General features: G+C 36.3%; 21 protein-coding genes. 12 read left to right on the top strand and 9 right to left on the bottom strand.

Annotated features, from left to right (window positions below; all coding sequences use genetic code 11):
• Positions 1-21 precede the first annotated feature (21 nt).
• From UZ34_01915 to UZ34_01900, 4 genes are read right to left on the bottom strand one after another with little or no spacing between them, the layout of a single operon-like run.
• Entirely contained in the window at positions 22-441 is a 420-nt protein-coding gene (locus tag UZ34_01915; GenBank protein AKO64212.1) for a hypothetical protein, read from the bottom strand.
• Complete coding sequence (locus UZ34_01910) at positions 441-1,385, bottom strand: hypothetical protein (protein AKO64211.1); 945 nt, start codon at positions 1,383-1,385, stop codon at positions 441-443. Before UZ34_01910 ends, UZ34_01915 begins: the two co-directional genes overlap by 1 nt.
• A 3-nt stretch (positions 1,386-1,388) precedes the next feature.
• Positions 1,389-1,856 (bottom strand): hypothetical protein, encoded by a 468-nt coding sequence (locus UZ34_01905; GenBank protein AKO64210.1) that lies wholly within the window; start codon positions 1,854-1,856, stop codon positions 1,389-1,391.
• 27 nt (positions 1,857-1,883) lie between these two features.
• The gene (locus UZ34_01900; GenBank protein ID AKO65137.1) at positions 1,884-2,498 is read right to left on the bottom strand and encodes an RNA polymerase sigma factor RpoE; all 615 of its coding nucleotides are present in this window, start codon (positions 2,496-2,498) and stop codon (positions 1,884-1,886) included.
• Positions 2,499-2,624: 126 nt separating this feature from the next.
• Between UZ34_01900 and UZ34_01895 the strand changes: the two genes are divergently transcribed.
• Together UZ34_01895 and UZ34_01890 are read left to right on the top strand one after the other, a co-directional pair.
• A complete protein-coding gene (locus tag UZ34_01895; GenBank protein AKO64209.1) occupies positions 2,625-4,208 on the top strand; it encodes an L-aspartate oxidase in 1,584 nt (527 codons plus the stop codon).
• Positions 4,209-4,226: 18 nt separating this feature from the next.
• Positions 4,227-4,709: a peptidylprolyl isomerase gene (locus UZ34_01890; GenBank protein AKO64208.1), complete on the top strand. Its 483-nt coding sequence runs from the start codon at positions 4,227-4,229 to the stop codon at positions 4,707-4,709.
• Here the strand turns inward: UZ34_01890 and UZ34_01885 are convergent.
• Positions 4,703-5,506 carry an inositol monophosphatase gene (locus UZ34_01885; protein ID AKO64207.1) on the bottom strand — a complete coding sequence of 268 codons (804 nt, stop codon included), beginning with the start codon at positions 5,504-5,506 and terminating at the stop codon, positions 4,703-4,705. The genes UZ34_01890 and UZ34_01885 overlap by 7 nt on opposite strands.
• Positions 5,507-5,557: 51 nt before the next feature.
• On the opposite strand from UZ34_01885, the gene UZ34_01880 reads away from it, so the two are divergent.
• The 10 genes from UZ34_01880 to UZ34_01835 all read left to right on the top strand — a co-directional run bounded on the left by UZ34_01880 (position 5,558) and on the right by UZ34_01835 (position 13,300).
• On the top strand, positions 5,558-6,295 hold the full coding sequence (locus UZ34_01880) for an RNA methyltransferase (GenBank protein ID AKO64206.1): 738 nt from the start codon (positions 5,558-5,560) through the stop codon (positions 6,293-6,295).
• Positions 6,296-6,368: 73 nt separating this feature from the next.
• The gene (locus UZ34_01875; protein AKO64205.1) at positions 6,369-7,016 is read left to right on the top strand and encodes a serine acetyltransferase; all 648 of its coding nucleotides are present in this window, start codon (positions 6,369-6,371) and stop codon (positions 7,014-7,016) included.
• A gap of 58 nt (positions 7,017-7,074) precedes the next feature.
• A complete protein-coding gene (locus UZ34_01870; GenBank protein AKO64204.1) occupies positions 7,075-7,554 on the top strand; it encodes a DNA-binding protein in 480 nt (159 codons plus the stop codon).
• The gene (locus UZ34_01865; protein ID AKO64203.1) at positions 7,551-8,690 is read left to right on the top strand and encodes a hypothetical protein; all 1,140 of its coding nucleotides are present in this window, start codon (positions 7,551-7,553) and stop codon (positions 8,688-8,690) included. The genes UZ34_01870 and UZ34_01865 overlap by 4 nt, the downstream gene beginning before the upstream one ends.
• Positions 8,691-8,704: 14 nt before the next feature.
• Positions 8,705-9,916: a cysteine desulfurase gene (locus tag UZ34_01860; GenBank protein ID AKO64202.1), complete on the top strand. Its 1,212-nt coding sequence runs from the start codon at positions 8,705-8,707 to the stop codon at positions 9,914-9,916.
• Between the two features lie 21 nt (positions 9,917-9,937).
• Positions 9,938-10,315 carry a scaffolding protein gene (locus tag UZ34_01855; GenBank protein AKO64201.1) on the top strand — a complete coding sequence of 126 codons (378 nt, stop codon included), beginning with the start codon at positions 9,938-9,940 and terminating at the stop codon, positions 10,313-10,315.
• Entirely contained in the window at positions 10,316-10,639 is a 324-nt protein-coding gene (gene iscA, locus UZ34_01850; protein AKO64200.1) for an iron-sulfur cluster assembly protein, read from the top strand. It abuts the gene before it with no gap.
• Positions 10,639-11,130 (top strand): hypothetical protein, encoded by a 492-nt coding sequence (locus tag UZ34_01845; protein AKO64199.1) that lies wholly within the window; start codon positions 10,639-10,641, stop codon positions 11,128-11,130. Before iscA ends, UZ34_01845 begins: the two co-directional genes overlap by 1 nt.
• Positions 11,130-12,962, top strand: a complete 1,833-nt coding sequence (locus tag UZ34_01840; protein AKO64198.1) for a hypothetical protein — start codon at positions 11,130-11,132, stop codon at positions 12,960-12,962. The genes UZ34_01845 and UZ34_01840 overlap by 1 nt, the downstream gene beginning before the upstream one ends.
• A gap of 5 nt (positions 12,963-12,967) precedes the next feature.
• Positions 12,968-13,300: a 2Fe-2S ferredoxin gene (locus tag UZ34_01835; GenBank protein ID AKO64197.1), complete on the top strand. Its 333-nt coding sequence runs from the start codon at positions 12,968-12,970 to the stop codon at positions 13,298-13,300.
• A gap of 49 nt (positions 13,301-13,349) precedes the next feature.
• Here the strand turns inward: UZ34_01835 and UZ34_01830 are convergent, their stop codons facing one another.
• The 4 genes from UZ34_01830 to UZ34_01815 form a co-directional block, all read right to left on the bottom strand.
• Positions 13,350-14,033, bottom strand: coding sequence for a membrane protein (locus UZ34_01830; protein AKO64196.1), 684 nt, complete (start codon positions 14,031-14,033; stop codon positions 13,350-13,352).
• A gap of 66 nt (positions 14,034-14,099) precedes the next feature.
• Positions 14,100-15,119: a hypothetical protein gene (locus UZ34_01825; protein ID AKO64195.1), complete on the bottom strand. Its 1,020-nt coding sequence runs from the start codon at positions 15,117-15,119 to the stop codon at positions 14,100-14,102.
• On the bottom strand, positions 15,120-15,833 hold the full coding sequence (locus UZ34_01820; GenBank protein AKO64194.1) for a membrane protein: 714 nt from the start codon (positions 15,831-15,833) through the stop codon (positions 15,120-15,122).
• On the bottom strand, positions 15,820-16,599 hold the full coding sequence (locus UZ34_01815; protein ID AKO65136.1) for a hypothetical protein: 780 nt from the start codon (positions 16,597-16,599) through the stop codon (positions 15,820-15,822). Before UZ34_01815 ends, UZ34_01820 begins: the two co-directional genes overlap by 14 nt.
• Positions 16,600-16,603 lie beyond the last annotated feature (4 nt).

Genomic DNA, 16,603 nt, shown 5'->3' with positions numbered 1-16,603 from the left:
CCTACACTCCATAATAATTGATTAAATTTTACTCACAGTAATATCTAATTCAGCATTCATTGATTGCACAAAATAGCGACTCAATAAAAGACCAGCAAAAAATCCCAAAATCAAACTAAAAATTGAAACTGGAATGTTATTACCAAATATATATTGGGCTAATGCTAAAAAAATCAATACCGAAAGCAAAGGAATGAAATAAATAATTAATGAAATTCTCAATAATTTTTTTTCATCATAATGCATTTCTACAATATCGCCTTTTGTAAACTTTTCTTCCGTATTGATCTGAATTTTATTTTTTTTATGGTTGAGCAATTTACCCCATAACGAATTGCCACAGCCTTGGGTTTGCCCACAAAGACCGCACGGTTTATCACGGTAAGACTCAACCGATATTTTATTCATGGACACATCAACGACAATTCCTTTATCACTCATTAATTCAAATTAACTTTATTAGTGATATAAGAAAGAGTTTGCATAGGAACTGCGCCAACAGCTAAAATTTGATAACCCTTTTTATATTCAGCATGAATATTACTAGAACCTCTTTTAGATGACCCTATTTGAGGCTTTTGATTTTTCGCTACAGGGTGAATAAATATTGAAATGTAAGAAAGGCCATCAGAATATACGATCTGATGCGCTATCGCGTTAAGTCCTGCATACCTTTTTGCACTGTAACTAACCTCTTCAAAGCCGCTGGGAAGATCATTAATTGTCCAAAACTTTCTTACACTCTCCTCAATATTTTTATTCTCGTTGATGCTATAAGCTTTATCGTTATCAATATTGGGTCTGAACCAGCTGATATCCTGACTTTTAAGAAACTCTATATTCGCAAAAGCGATATTTTCAACCACTTTTTTATTATTATCGATCACCATCATCTTTAGAGGCAGATGGGACTCTTTATCTAACCAAAGATGATAGTTATATCTGTTTTCATCTATCGGTGATAACACCAACATTTGTGTTGCTCTACCAGCGACTCTAAAGTCACCTCCATCTCCAATTGAATAACTGTCTTTTAATTTCTCTAAATTAGATGGAAATATGTTGGGAAAGAGATGAGCATCCTTCTTTTTTTTGATCAATATCTTATTTTGATCATTATCGTAGATGACTGCATCTGCTTCATGCATTAAAAGGAGATTGTCTGCGCCATCAATCTTTTCAATTTTTAAAAATTCTTCACCCTCGTGGTTCACATGAATCATTTTCGTTGATTGAATGTCTTGATTTAAGTCGGTTGTATTAATAATTCCAGAATAATTAAGCTCGTGACTAGCCTTTGAGGCTTCACTAATTTTTAACCACAACTCATTTGATGATGCCGCTCCTGATATGAAGAGGCAAACTAGCAACAGCAGTCTAAACATAATCTAAATATTAGGCTGGTAGCCTGCTTCTAAAAAATAATTAGGATTTCTTGTTGTAGTTGAAAAATGATCTTCAATAATCTCTTGTGAAATCGAGTCAGCTGCTAAAAAATCACTGGAGCTTGATGATCCAGTATTTGAGAAATTATTGACTGCCCATGTAATAGCAAAAGCAGCAATCAAACCTAGTACAAACACTAATAAATATTTTCTATAATCAATCGTTGCTGTTGATTGATTATTATGGATAAAGCCATTGTTAAACTGTGTTGGTTCGTCATGAATTTTGGACATGATTTTATCAGTTAACTCTGGATTAACATCATAATAATCATTTCGAATAACATCGCCAATCATTTGGTAAGTTCTGTAACTTGACAAGGCCGATGAGTTTTTGAGCTCATTCAGACCATGATCAAGATCCTTACCCTTTAATTCATTGTCAATAATTGATGAAATGTTTTCTGACATACCTAGCTAATTCCTAAAAAAATATTGTTACCATCTTTTATTAGATGTTTCAATAAGTGGTTTTAATTTTTCCGCGATGGATTCGCGGGCCCTAAATATTCTTGATCGTACTGTGCCTATAGGACAGTCCATGATCTCTGCGATTTCCTCGTAACTTAACCCATCCATCTCTCGAAGTGTAATCGCAGACCTTAACTCTTCGGGTAAATGCTCAATCGTTTCATTAACGGTCTGGGCAATTTCTTTTGTCATCATTGAGCTTTCAGGTGTCTCGTATGACCTTAAATCTGATGCTTCATCGAAATTTTCAATATCTTCTATCTCCACCTCATTCATGGCTTTCGGACGTCGACCAAGAGACATTAGGTGGTTTTTCGCTGTATTCACACCTATTCTGTAGAGCCATGTGTAAAAGGCACTATCGCCTCGAAAATTATTAATTGCTCGGTAGGCTTTGATGAATGAGTCCTGGACGATGTCTTCAATCTCGGATTGATCACGAACCATTCTAGATAATAATCGGTATAATTTTTTGTGGTATTTTTCTACGAGCACACCAAAAGCTTGTTTATCCCCTTTTTGAGACTTTTCAACCAGTTTTTGATCAATTTCACGCTCCGGATTTTTCGGAGGAAAGTTCATATTTTCTTTATTTTGTGTGTCAGGTTTTTCACTGTACACTCTTCTTGTAGATTCAACAACTTTTAAATTACGCATATTTAACCTTCCTTTAAATTATGGATAGATAAGAGCAAAAAAGGTTCAACAATTTCAATGAAATTTGACGTATTAATAATAGGTGGAGGTCTTGCCGGCCTAGCCACCGCAATAAAGTTTGATAAGGCTGTCACGGTAGCGCTAATCATTAAAAAAAACTTCTCAACCAGCTCTAGTCACTGGGCGCAAGGAGGTGTTGCTGGAGTTCTTAATAAAAATGATAAATTGGAGCTTCATGAACAAGACACCCTTGTTGCAGGAGCTGGACTCTGTAATAAAAATGCCGTTAAATTTGTAGTTGAAAATAGTGAGCAGTCTATCCAATGGTTAATTGATCAAGGCATTGAGTTCACTAAAACTAAGGATAATCAATCACTTCATCTTACCAAAGAAGGTGGGCACTCGTTAAATCGTATAGCCCATGTTGCTGACTTCACCGGAAAGGCCATTCAAGAAAAATTAATTGAACAGGTTAATGCAAAAAAAAATATTACCGTTTTTGAAAATCATACGGCTGTCGATTTGATTACAAATAAAAAAATTAATCAAAAAAAATCAACCAATAAATGTTTAGGTGCATATATTCTTAACAATCAAACTGGCCAAGTTATCTCTATATCAGCAAAAAAAACAGTGTTAGCATCGGGTGGAGCATCAAAAGCCTATCTTTACACTACTAATCCACCAGTAAGCACCGGGGATGGGATTGCGATGGCCTGGCGCGCTGGATGTGAAATAAAAAATATGGAATTTATTCAATTTCACCCCACCTGTTTATTCCATCCAATGGAAAGATCGTTTTTGATTTCAGAGACCTTAAGAGGCGAAGGTGGGTTATTAAAACTGCCAAATAAAGAAAAATTTATGCATAAATACCACCCATTAGCCGACTTGGCTCCCAGAGATATTGTTGCTCGAGCTATTGATAATGAAATGAAGCAACACGGTTTAGAATATGTATTGCTTGACATCACCATGCTGGATGCTGATTTTATAAAAAAACGCTTTCCTAATATTTACGACCATTGCTACAAACTTGGAATCGACATTACTCAAGAGGCAATTCCTGTTGTCCCTGCTGCCCACTATACTTGTGGGGGTGTCACAACAGACTTTCACGCAAAAACATCCATTGATGGATTGTATGCGGTTGGTGAGACTGCATGTACTGGACTTCATGGTGCGAATCGTCTTGCAAGCAATTCACTGCTCGAATGCCTCGTTTTCTCATCTGCAGCAGTAGCGCATATTTCAAATTGCCTCAACGAATCAAACAATGAAGTACTTCCTTCATGGGACGAAAGTCGGGTTAGCAACCCTGATGAAGCGGTCATGATTTTACAGACGTGGAATGAATTAAGAAGATTCATGTGGAATTATGTAGGCATTGTCAGAACCAATCAAAGATTGAAAAGAGCCTTTGATCGCATTGAAATATTAAAGGATGAAATTCAACATTATTACAAAAACTTTATCATCAGCCCTGATTTGTTGGAGTTGAGAAATCTTCTGCAAGTATCAGAACTGATTATTCTTTCTGCGTTATCAAGAAAAGAAAGTCGTGGGTTACACTTCAGCAAAGATTTTCCTGAAAAATTAGATCGCGCAGAAGATACAGTGCTAAGATTAGATTAAATTATTAATGGAAATATTATGAAAATATCAATGAACACAGTGGTGACAATTGACTTTGAATTGAAAGACAGCGATGGTCAAACTCTTGAAAAAAGTAATCAACCGATTTCTTATCTGCATGGAGGTTTTGATAATATTTTCCCAAAAATTGAAGAATCATTACATGGGAAGGACAAAGGGGATACTGTTGAGGTCTCACTAGAACCCAAAGATGCTTTTGGTGATTATGATGAAAGCCTGGTAAATATTGAATCAGCGGATAAATTTCCAGAAAAAAATGTAAAGGTTGGAATGCAATTTGAAGGAGAGGATGAATCGGGTGAGGTCATAGTTTTTACAGTGACTGACGTTGCTGATGGTAAAGTTGTTGTCGATGGAAACCATCCCTGGGCAGGACAGAGGGTCTTGTTTAAAGCCACAGTTATTGATGTTAGATCAGCTAATCAAGAAGAGATTGCGCATAAACATGTGCATGGGCCTGGGGGACACCACCATCACTGATTTTTTAATTCTTCACTCATATTTTTTTGAATAATTTTAATAAAGTCTCCGTAGATCTTTGCGTTAGCAGCAATAATATTTCCGGTCTTCATCCAGGCTTGTTTTTCATTAAAATCTGAGACAATTCCTCCAGCTTCTTTTACCAGCAAGGCCCCTGCAGCAATGTCCCATTTAGATAGACCAATTTCCCAGAAACCATCAAACCATCCTGCCGCAACATAAGCTAAATCAAGGGCAGCTGAACCTGGTCGTCTCAAACCAGATGTATTAGTAATCATCTCTTCAAACATTTTTAAATAGCAAGGCAAGTGAGCAAAGTCTCTGAATGGAAAACCGGTACCTATAATAGATTCTTTTAACTTTGCTTTTTTTGAAACACGGATACGCTTATCATTCAAATAGGCACCTGCTCCATTAGTTGCAGTAAATAAATCATTACGATTTGGATCATAGATTACTGCATGGGTTATGTCGCCCTTGTGCATTAACGCAATGGATATACAATATTGTGGAAACTGATGTAAAAAGTTAGTGGTTCCATCTAGTGGATCGATTATCCAAATATAATCAGCATCTTTATCTGAAAATCCAGATTCCTCACCTAAAAAGCCATGGGTTGGATAAGCCGACTTTAGGATGTTAATAATTGCTTCCTCAGAGGCAACATCAACTTCAGAAACAAAATCATTGGCAGATTTATTTTTTATAGTTAGCTGGTCGATATCTTCGGCCGCCCGTAATATAATAGAGCCTGCCTGGCGTGCTGCCTTAACAGCAGTATTGAGCATAGGGTGCATTGATTTACCGTTTATTTAATTAAATTGTTCAAACTTGTGCCATTTTAAAGGATTTCCATGAATTCAAAAAATGATATTTTTAAAAATATTAAATTTGTCTTGTCACACACAAGTCATCCAGGAAATATCGGGTCATCAGCAAGAGCAATAAAGACAATGGGGTTTGCCCAATTATCCTTAATAAATCCCGAGAAGTTTCCACATAAAGATGCGGATGCACTTGCATCAGGTGCGAAGGATTTGCTGCAACATGCACAAGTTGCTAGCAGCCTTGAAGAGGTTACAGCTGATTGTAATGTTTTAATTGGTTTCACAGCTCGTAAAAGAGAGCTCACCCAAGAGCACCTCTCCATTGAAGAAATTGCTCAGAAAATTATTGAATTAAACAATAATAAATTTGCCCTTCTTTTTGGCAATGAGACATCTGGATTGAAAAATGAAGAAATACAACACTGTCATTATTTAGCATACATAGACGCTAATAAGCAATACTCCTCTCTTAACCTATCTCAGGCAGTTCAAGTCACAGCGTATGAGTTGAGAAAAAATTTTAATGAGAAAGAATTTGATGTAGCGATTAAAGAGAAAAAGCTGGCTACCTTTGAGGAACAAAATGGTTTCTACGAACATCTCGAATCAACTCTAAATGACCTTGGATTTCTTGAGAAAATTCAAGGCAAAAGGTTAATGCACAGACTTCGTCTGATGTTTAATAGAATTCAGATGGATGAAGATGAAGTAAATATCTTAAGAGGAATATTGAACCAAATTAGTAAAAAGATTGATTAAAACCAAGTATTTTTATCAGTTATTATTTATGATAGTATGCACAGTCTTATTTAATAATGCATGATCTAATAATATGATTCTAGGAAAATTTCGTGAAGATTTATCTGTGGTGTTTCAAAGAGATCCGGCCGCCCGAAATTATTTTGAAATTTTAACCACCTACCCGGGCGTACATGCGCTCATACTTCATAGGCTTGCTCATTTTTTATGGTCAATCAAATTAAAATTAATAGCTAGAATATTTTCTCATTTAGCAAGAATCTTAACAGGTATTGAAATCCACCCGGGAGCACAAATCGGTAGAAGATTTTTTATTGATCATGGAATGGGTGTAGTGATCGGAGAAACAGCAATCATAGGCGATGATTGTACTCTATATCATGGCGTTACCCTCGGTGGTACAACTTGGAAAAAAGGTAAACGCCATCCAACCCTAAAAAATAATGTGGTCATCGGCGCTGGGGCAAAAGTGTTAGGCCCGATAACGCTTGGTAATAACTCAAAGGTTGGCTCAAACGCCGTCGTGGTTAACGATATTCCAAATGACTCTACAGCAGTAGGTATCCCTGCAAAGATTATTGAGTCCGGTGAGAAAGTGAAAAAATTCAGTGCTTATGCAGTTGAGAAAAATAGTCAAGATCCTGTTTTACAATCGATTGATGAAATTCTCAAAATACTGGAAAACCAACAGAAAGAAATTAAGGCGTTAAAGAAAAAATAATTGAACTGTTAGTGTTGATACTTGATCAAAATAGTCAACTTTTTATATAATACACACTATGAAATTAACAACAAAAGGAAGATTTGCTGTTTCAGCAATTCTTGATATAGCGCTTAATCAAAAAAATGGTCCGGTAACTCTGTTAGCAGTATCTGAAAGGCAAGGTATTTCTCTATCTTATCTTGAGCAATTGTTCAGTAAATTGAGAAAAGGTGAGATAGTAACCAGTATCCGTGGTCCAGGTGGAGGTTATCGAATTAAAAAAGCCTACACAGACATCACGGTCAGACAAATTATTGCAGCGGTGGATGAAAAAATTGATGCAACGCAATGCGGTGGGACAGAAAACTGTCACGATGGTAATCGCTGCAGCACCCATGACTTATGGATCTCTGTAAATAGGAAAATCTTAAGCTATTTGGATAGCCTTTCACTTCAAGATTTATATGACAATCATCAGCTTACTGAGAGTGGAAACCAAAATCATAGAATTGATTTTTTTGAAAACAATCATCAGAAAAATGGAGTGAGGGTTTGAGTTCACTCTACTTTGATAATAATGCCACGACCCCGCTTCATGGCGAGGTTCATGGGGTAATGCTTGATTGTTTAAAGACTCAGTTTGGTAATCCTTCCAGTAATCATTCTTTTGGGCGCAAAGCTCATGAAATAGTTGAGGAATCGAGAGATAAAATTGCACAATCTATCGGAGCTCTGCCCCAAGAAATTTTCTTTACTTCAAGCGGCACAGAAAGCAACAACTGGTTTGTTTCTGGGATTAGTGCAGTCTATCCGGATGCAAACTTTTACTATGGCGCAACCGAGCACCCTTGCATTCTCAAACCAATGCAGAAATTAAAAAATAGCGGCATGCAGGTAAAAAAAATTCCTTGCCTTCCTCGGGGTGGTATAGATTTTAGTCTTTTAGAGTCAATTAATACCGATCAAATCAATATCATTAGCCTCATGCATGTGAATAATGAGACAGGTGCCATTACCGATCTAAAAAAAATTAGAAAATTAGTGGGTGATAAGGCAATCATTCATAGTGATGCAGTGCAAGCCCTCGGTAAAATTCACGTTAATTTCCATGACCTGGGGATAGATTTTATGACTATCTCAAGTCATAAAATTAATGGTCCTCAGGGAATTGCTGCTTTGATCATAAAAAATGGTATCGATATCGATCCATTCATCTTAGGCGGCGGTCAAGAGTCAGGTATGAGAAGTGGTACAGAAAATATTGCTGCTATTACTGGATTTGCCAAAGCTTGTGAATTGAATAGTGAAAAGCTTCAGGATTCTTCCAGACAAGGTGCTCTCAGGGATTTGTTTGAATCAAAAATTTCTGAATTAGGTGCTGTCATTTTTGCACAATCAGAACCACGAATAAAAAACACATCATTTTTTGGCTTCCCCTCAATTGATGGAGCAACTCTTATTACAGCACTTGATAAATACGGTATCGGAATTGCTAGCGGTTCAGCATGCTCATCAAATAATAAGGAACCGAGCCACGTCTTGATTGAGATGGGGATGGACCCCATGACTGCACAAAGCGCTGTGCGATTGAGTTTATCAACGCTAAATACACAAGACGATGTTTTATATTTAATAGACAAAATAAAATATGAGGTGAAACGGCTTACCAGTTTCGCTTCCATACTTAACTGATAGAGGATATTTAAATGAAATTACCTATTTACATGGATTATTCCGCAACAACGCCAGTTGACAAAAGAGTCGCTGAAAAAATGATCCCATTTATTACTGAAGATTTTGGCAATCCTGCTTCAAGAAGCCATGCTTATGGGTGGACTGCTGAACATGCCGTAGAAGAAGCAAGAAGAAATGTTGCAAGCTTGGTAAATGCTGATCCAAAAGAAATCGTATGGACCAGTGGTGCAACAGAATCAAACAACTTGGCGATCAAAGGCATTGCGGAATTCTACAGTAAAGATAAAGGAAAACACATCATTACTTGCGCAACAGAACACAAAGCTGTGATTGATGCATTTAGAGAGCTTGAGAGACTTGGATACGAGGCAACCTATCTGGAGCCTGAGGCGAATGGGTTGGTTGACCTTGAAAAACTCAAAGCAGCTATTCGGCCTGAAACTGTTTTAGTTTCAGTCATGCTTGTTAATAATGAGATTGGTGTTATTCAAGATATAACCTCAATTGGCAATATCTGTAGGGAACATAATGTTTACTTCCATGTTGATGCAGCTCAGGCAACTGGTAAAGTAGATATCGATCTGGCTGAACTTCCTGTTGATGCAATGAGCTTCTCAGCGCATAAAACTTATGGTCCAAAAGGTATTGGTGCACTTTACGTGCGTCGCAAACCAAGAATTCGACTCCAAGCTCAAATGCATGGCGGTGGCCATGAAAGAGGGATGCGTTCCGGTACATTAGCAACACACCAAATTGTTGGCATGGGTGAGGCTTTCCGAATCGCTAAAGAAGAAATGCATGCAGAAAATAAAAGAATTAAAACACTGCACGAAAGGCTTCTTAACGGTCTTACGGAAATAGAGGAAGTGTATGTGAATGGAGACCTTGAACGTCGCGTTCCTCATAACTTAAATATTAGTTTTAATTATGTTGAGGGTGAATCTCTTATCATGGCGATCAAAGATATTGCTGTTTCGAGTGGTTCTGCATGTACGTCTGCAAGCTTAGAGCCTAGTTATGTGCTCAGAGCTCTTGGTCGTTCTGATGAGCTAGCTCATAGCTCAATTCGTTTTTCCATTGGACGTTACACAACTGAACAGGATATTGATCATGCGATAGATGTATTAAAACAAAAAATTGGAAAATTAAGAGAACTCTCCCCTTTATGGGAAATGTTTAAGGAGGGAGTTGACCTCAGTAAAGTGGAATGGGCAGCTCATTAATAAATTTTTAGGAGAAAAATAATGGCTTACAGTGATAAAGTTTTAGATCATTATGAAAACCCAAGAAATGTCGGGTCTTTAGATAAAGATGATCCAAATGTTGGAACCGGCATGGTTGGTGCGCCTGCTTGTGGTGATGTAATGAAATTGCAAATTAAGCTTGGTGAAAACGGAATAATTGAAGATGCAAAATTCAAAACATATGGTTGTGGATCTGCAATAGCTTCAAGTAGCCTTGTAACTGAAATGTTGAAGGGTAAGACAATAGATGAAGCGGAATCAATCAAAAATTCTGCTATTGCAGAAGAGTTGGCATTACCTCCAGTCAAAATTCATTGTTCTGTTCTTGCCGAAGATGCGATTAAAGCGGCAATTGAAGATCTAAAAAATAAAAAATAAATGGCTATCACTTTAACAAAAAAAGCTGCAGACCGAGTAGAAAGATATTTAGCCAGCCGTGGTAAAGGCATTGGGCTCAGGCTAGGGGTTAAAACAACAGGCTGTTCTGGCATGGCTTATACCCTAGAATTCTTGGATGAACCCAATCCGGAAGATCAAATATTTGAGAGTTTTGATATAAAAATTTTCGTTGACCCAAAAAGTCTTGTTTACATTGATGGGACAGAGCTGGATTTCGCTAGAGAGGGTTTGAATGAGGGGTTTAAATTTAATAACCCAAATGTGAAAGACGAATGTGGTTGTGGAGAAAGTTTCACCGTTTAATGGAATTTTTTGATATTTATGAAATAGAACCCTCATTTTCTATCTCTGAGAGTGAATTAAAGAAAAAGTATTTAGTGCTACAAAAAAAATTTCATCCCGATCGTTTTGCACATTCAAACAATGAACAACAAAAAGCTGCTTTAATTAATTCCTCCCTCATCAATGATGCTTACCAAGTTTTAAAGGACGACATCAAAAGAGCAAAATATTTACTTGAATGCAATGAGATTGAAATAACAAATCACACTAATCCTGAATTTCTAATCAAACAAATGGAATACGAAGAAAAAATTGAAGATCAAAGCCATAATAAAAGTGAGCTAGCAAGTATACAAAAAGAATTACAAGAGGAATTAGGACAATATAAAATCAATCTTGAAGCTAATTTCAATAAAAAAGATTTTGAACGGGCATCAAAGCTAATTAATGAATTCATTTTTATTGATAAATTACATTTAAAAATTAAAGAAAAAATAAATCAATTGGACTAATGGCATTACTACAAATATCAGAACCAGGGAAAAGTACCGATCCACATAATCGTAAATTAACGATTGGCATAGATTTAGGAACAACCAACTCACTGGTTGCCTCAGTCATTAGTGGTGAAGCAAAAATACTTGAAGACAATAATTATCGCTTGATACCATCCAGGGTCTTATATGAACAGGGTCAGGTATTAGTGGGTAACGATATCCCCAACCATGCTCTCACCGTAAGTAGTGTTAAAAGATTAATTGGCAAGAAAAAAGATGATATCGACGCAGACAATATTGCCCTAGAACTTGCAGATAGTAATGAAATTTTTATTCAAACTTCACAAGGTTATAAATCCCCTATTCAGGTCTCCTCGGATATCTTAAAAAAATTAAAAAAAATTGCCTCAGATTATTTTGGAGATGAGATTTATGGAGCAGTAATTACTGTACCAGCTTATTTTAACGAGGGCCAAAGACAGGCGACAAAAGAGGCAGCAAAATTAGCTGAAATCAATGTCCTCAGGTTAATTAATGAGCCGACAGCGGCTGCATATGCATATGGTCTCGATACAAAAAAAGAGGGGGTATTTGTTGTTTATGATCTTGGTGGCGGGACTTTTGATGTCTCCTTACTACAGTTTAATGAGGGGGTCTTTGAAGTGATTGCGACTAATGGCAACTCTTCACTAGGTGGTGATGATTTTGATCAAATTATCAAAAACTATATAGTTAATAAATATAAATTTAATTCTCAAAGCCTTGAGGATCAAGCTAATTTAAATTTAATTGCAAAAGACATTAAAGAGAAACTAAGTTCACAAGAGACATTCAATGAAACTATAAGATTAAATAACCAGAATTATCAGATAGATATATCTCTTGGTGAAATTGAAGAGTTATTTATACCCCTTGTAGACAAAACAATCCAGTGTGTGAAAAATACCTTGAATGATGCTGATTTAAGTACCGATGAGATTGACGGAATCATTATGGTCGGCGGTTCGACAAGGATGCCAACAATTCAAAACCATATTAAAAAATTTTTTAATCAAGACTTATTAAATGATCTGAATCCAGATGAAGTTGTGGCAATTGGTGCCGCACGTCAAGCCTCTGTTTTGTCTGGACAAGCGAATGATGATACCTTACTGCTGGACGTTACTCCTCTATCTTTAGGGATTGAAACCATGGGAGATTTAGTGGAAAGAATTATCCCTAGAAACTCAACTATTCCCATTGCCAAGGCCCAAGAATTCACCACCTACAAGGATGGTCAAACCATGATGAAAATTCATGTGGTACAAGGTGAGCGTGAAAAAGTATCAGAGAATCGTTCTCTTGGAGAATTTATTGTAAAAGACATTCCCCCAATGCCTGCAGGTGCAGCAAAAATAAAAGTTACATTTCAGGTTGATGCCGACAGCTTACTTACCGTTTCAGCTGAAGAACAGACAACTGGAATAAAAACTTCAATAGAAATTAAACCATCTTATGGTATTGAAGAATCTGAGATAAGAAAAATACTTGAAGATTCATTTACCAATGCCGAGATCGATAAAAAGTTTAGAGGCTTGGCAGAAGTAATTGTGGATGCAAACCAGATTTTAGAGTTAACCGAGAAGGCGATTCAAGATGATATACAGCTTTTGTCAGATTCCGAAAAAAGCTCTATTGAAAGATGCATGAATAATTTAAAATCTGAAATCACTAAAAAAAATCCTAGTAAAATTAAAATAGCAATGGATGAATTGAATGATGTCAGTATGAGCTTTGCTCAGAAAAGAATGGATAATTCCATACATTCATCATTGACAGGAAAGAATATTAACGAAATTAATAAGTAAATATTATGCCTAAATTAATCGTATTACCTCATCAAGAATTGTGTCCAGATGGTGACGTTATTGAAGCCAAAATTGGAGATAGCATATGTGATACTTTGCTTAAAAATCATATTGATATCGAGCATGCATGTGATAAGGTTTGTGCTTGCACAACATGCCATGTCATTGTCAGAGAGGGATTTGACACCCTCCCCCCATCTGATGACCTAGAAGATGATATGTTAGATAAAGCATGGGGTTTGTCGCCTAAATCAAGGCTGTCATGTCAGTCAATTATCCAAAACGATGATATTACAATTGAGATACCAAAATACACCATCAATTTAGCTAAAGAATAAAAGGCTGCACCTTTTGCAGCCTTTTTTTTTCAAGCTCAACAATATATTCTTAGTCGCGATTTCCCATGAAAGCTAGGAGTAGATGAAGAAGATTTACAAATAGATTGTAAATATTCATATATAAAGCTAATGTTGCCATGATGTAATTAGTCTCACCACCTCTCACAATTCTATTAACATCATACAAAATAAAACCTGAGAAAATTAAGACGGCAATCGCTGATATTGCTAGCGATGCAGCAGGAACCTGAAAAAATAAATTAGCAATTGAGGCGAGTATCAATAAAACCAAACCAATGACTAAAAATTTACCCATAAAGCTAAAATCTCTTTTTGATGTAGTAGCAATCCCTGAGAGAACTAGAAAAATCGTTGCAGTCCCACCTGCAGCAAGTGTGACAATTTGACCACCATTGCTCAGGCTAAAGGCGAATTGCAAAATAGGGCCTAACATCACTCCCAGAAAAAATGTTAAGGCAAGAAGAAAAACAATTCCTAGACTACTATTTCTATTTGCAGATATTAGAAAAAATAAACCAAAAATTCCAGCAAACATAAGCAGAGTAAACATGATAGGACTTTGTGCAGCAAAGCCAAAACTCATACTCATTCCAAGTAAGGCACCTATCACAGTTGGTATTAGCGAGAAGCCCAGTAAAGCATAAGTGCTTCTTAAAACTTTATTACTTTGTACCGCCGACGCAGATGAAGCAATATTAAAGTTATCTTGCATAAAAATTTTCCTTTGTAGTTGATTAGTAAAACTAAAAGTATAGATTAATAAATAACTCAAAAAGTTTCAAGGTGTGTGGATAAAATTCATATTTTTCATGAGATTTTTAACATCCTCAACATGCAAACCATCGATAGCAGAGTTTTGATCATTTTTTATTCTTAATTGGCTTAAATCAGGAGCAGTGAAATTATCATGATCAGTTCGATCTAAAAATTTATCTACGTCCTCGGGTTTATTGCAAATCAATACCACATCGCAACCTGCAGTCAAAGCTTGTGACACCCTTTCAGATATATCGGGAATATAATCAGCCACCCCCTTCATGCTTAAATCATCAGAAATGATGATACCCTTAAAATCTAACCTTTTCCTTAAGAAATCTTTTAACCAAAACGAAGATAGGCTAGCAGGATTATTATCTGCCTTTTTGTATATTACATGGCCGGGCATAACCGCACCTAGTCGATGATTAACTAGAGATTTAAAACAATCAATATCGTTTTCCATTTCAGCTAAACTTCTGTTATCTATTGAGATTTCTTCATGAGAATCTTCATGAATAAATCCATGTCCAGGAAAATGTTTTCCCACTGAGGTCATTCCGGCATGCTGTTGGCCGTCAATAAATGCCTTAGCTAATTCGATAATGGCTTTTGGGTTATCAGAGAATGAGCGGTTTCCAATCACGCTGCTCTTGCCATAATTGATGTCAAGTACAGGAGAATAATTCAAGTCGATATGTAATTCACCTAACTCGCTAGCAATTAACCACCCAGCATATTTTGCAAGCCTTAAGCCTTGTTCAGAATCATGAGCATACAAATCACCCAATTCACTCATCGAGGGCATGGCATAAAAATTTTCTCTAAATCGTTGCACACGACCACCCTCATGATCCACAGTGATTAAAAGGTCGTCACGAACTGACTTGATTGATGAAATTAAATCTTGAATTTGATTTTTATTTTCAAAATTACGTGTAAATAAAATAACTCCACAAACCATAGGATGAGACAGCCTTTGAATATCTCTCTGGGTAATTACTTTCCCTTCAATATCAATAATGATTGAGCCGGTCAGCATTTATATTTTTAGTTTAAATGGGTTAAAGTTTGTCTGGTGATCATAATAGTCAATATTCTCTTTTCTTTTTAAAAAATTAATTATCTTGTAGATAAATGGAGTGAAAGCGACTTCTACCATGGTTTTTGCAAAAAACTGAGCAACAACAACGAGCCATATTTTGTCGTTTGGAATAACGCCTGAATTATAAAAAGCTAAAGGGTAAAATAATATTGAATCAACCCCCTCGCCAGCAATTGTTGAAGAAATTGTTCTAAACCATAAATGTTTTCCCTGAGACCATATCTTCATTTTTGCCATCACCCATGAATTAATAAATTCACCCGCAGCAAATGCTATTAATCCAGCCAATGCCACCCTCCACGCTGATCCAAAGGCAATTTCATACACCTCTTGGTTATCCCAAAAAGGGGCTGGTGGCAAAGCTACAATCACCCATGCCATTAATGATGCAAAAGCTAATCCAGCAAATCCAGTCCAAATGACTCTTCGAGATGCTGCATAGCCATAAACCTCAGTTAAGATATCGCCAAAAATAAAGGATATTGGGAAAAATAACACGCCTGCCCCAAACGTGATTGTCCCAATCATTGGAAGCTCGAGTTGGGATATTTTAGCTGGCCCAATGATATTAGCAGTTATTAAAACTGTCACAAATGCAGCCATGACCAAATCATAATATTTATAATTTGGGGTTGGATTACTTATTTTCATTATTTAAAAGCCCTGCACCAATCGCATTAAAAGATAAGATCATACTTATAATACAGAATGACACAAATACCGCATAATGGGGAGCAACTAATAAGTAATCTACACTATCCCTCAGCATGGAGCCCCATGATGGAAATGGAGCTGAAACTCCTAAACCTAAAAATGAAAGTCCTGCTTCAGCAATAATTAAATTGGCAATAGTAAAATTCAGCTCTACGAAAATAGCATTAAGTATATTAGGAAAAATATGTTTTTTTATAATTCTTAATTTACTGGATCCCATAGAGACTGCTGCTTTTACAAAGTCAGCCTCCTTCAAAGACAAAGTCTGGCTTCTTGCAATCCTTGCAAAACCGATCCATGATGAAACTGTTAATGCAAACAAAATACTTAAGAAGCTTGTTTCTAAAAAAGCAGCAACAGCAATTACTAGTAAAATTCCAGGGAATGCCTGGATAATTGTAATTACACTCAATAAAAATCTATCCAAATATCCGCCATAAAATCCGGCTAAGCAGCCCAAAAATGTTCCAAGAGTAAAAGTGATCAAGGTGGCCAAAATTACAATTTGAAAAGATGACACGAACCCATTAATTAAGCGAATAAAGATATCTCTTCCAAAGTCATCGTATCCGAACGGTGCATTCCATTGTGGCGTTTCAAGAATTAACTCAAAATTCATGAGGTAAGGATCCCAGTTAAAGGAAAAATTTAATACCACAAGGATTAAAAAGATAGCTGGAAAAAATAAACTAATTTTAATCATTTGG

The sequence above is a fragment of the Methylophilales bacterium MBRSF5 genome (assembly GCA_001044335.1).
Classification (GTDB): Bacteria; Pseudomonadota; Gammaproteobacteria; order Burkholderiales; family Methylophilaceae; genus BACL14.
This window is presented reverse-complemented; position numbering and strand designations above follow the sequence as displayed.

What these genes read in the sequence shown, in the direction of transcription:
- UZ34_01915 (AKO64212.1), bottom strand. Translation starts at nt 441, where the DNA reads ATGAGTGATAAAGGAATTGTCGTTGATGTGTCCATGAATAAAATATCG.
- UZ34_01910 (AKO64211.1), bottom strand. Translation starts at nt 1,385, where the DNA reads ATGTTTAGACTGCTGTTGCTAGTTTGCCTCTTCATATCAGGAGCGGCA.
- UZ34_01905 (AKO64210.1), bottom strand. Translation starts at nt 1,856, where the DNA reads ATGTCAGAAAACATTTCATCAATTATTGACAATGAATTAAAGGGTAAG.
- UZ34_01900 (AKO65137.1), bottom strand. Translation starts at nt 2,498, where the DNA reads ATGAACTTTCCTCCGAAAAATCCGGAGCGTGAAATTGATCAAAAACTG.
- UZ34_01890 (AKO64208.1), top strand. Translation starts at nt 4,227, where the DNA reads ATGAAAATATCAATGAACACAGTGGTGACAATTGACTTTGAATTGAAA.
- UZ34_01885 (AKO64207.1), bottom strand. Translation starts at nt 5,506, where the DNA reads ATGCACCCTATGCTCAATACTGCTGTTAAGGCAGCACGCCAGGCAGGC.
- UZ34_01875 (AKO64205.1), top strand. Translation starts at nt 6,369, where the DNA reads ATGATTCTAGGAAAATTTCGTGAAGATTTATCTGTGGTGTTTCAAAGA.
- UZ34_01870 (AKO64204.1), top strand. Translation starts at nt 7,075, where the DNA reads ATGAAATTAACAACAAAAGGAAGATTTGCTGTTTCAGCAATTCTTGAT.
- UZ34_01860 (AKO64202.1), top strand. Translation starts at nt 8,705, where the DNA reads ATGAAATTACCTATTTACATGGATTATTCCGCAACAACGCCAGTTGAC.
- UZ34_01855 (AKO64201.1), top strand. Translation starts at nt 9,938, where the DNA reads ATGGCTTACAGTGATAAAGTTTTAGATCATTATGAAAACCCAAGAAAT.
- iscA (AKO64200.1), top strand. Translation starts at nt 10,316, where the DNA reads ATGGCTATCACTTTAACAAAAAAAGCTGCAGACCGAGTAGAAAGATAT.
- UZ34_01845 (AKO64199.1), top strand. Translation starts at nt 10,639, where the DNA reads ATGGAATTTTTTGATATTTATGAAATAGAACCCTCATTTTCTATCTCT.
- UZ34_01840 (AKO64198.1), top strand. Translation starts at nt 11,130, where the DNA reads ATGGCATTACTACAAATATCAGAACCAGGGAAAAGTACCGATCCACAT.
- UZ34_01835 (AKO64197.1), top strand. Translation starts at nt 12,968, where the DNA reads ATGCCTAAATTAATCGTATTACCTCATCAAGAATTGTGTCCAGATGGT.
- UZ34_01830 (AKO64196.1), bottom strand. Translation starts at nt 14,033, where the DNA reads ATGCAAGATAACTTTAATATTGCTTCATCTGCGTCGGCGGTACAAAGT.
- UZ34_01825 (AKO64195.1), bottom strand. Translation starts at nt 15,119, where the DNA reads ATGCTGACCGGCTCAATCATTATTGATATTGAAGGGAAAGTAATTACC.
- UZ34_01820 (AKO64194.1), bottom strand. Translation starts at nt 15,833, where the DNA reads ATGAAAATAAGTAATCCAACCCCAAATTATAAATATTATGATTTGGTC.
- UZ34_01815 (AKO65136.1), bottom strand. Translation starts at nt 16,599, where the DNA reads ATGATTAAAATTAGTTTATTTTTTCCAGCTATCTTTTTAATCCTTGTG.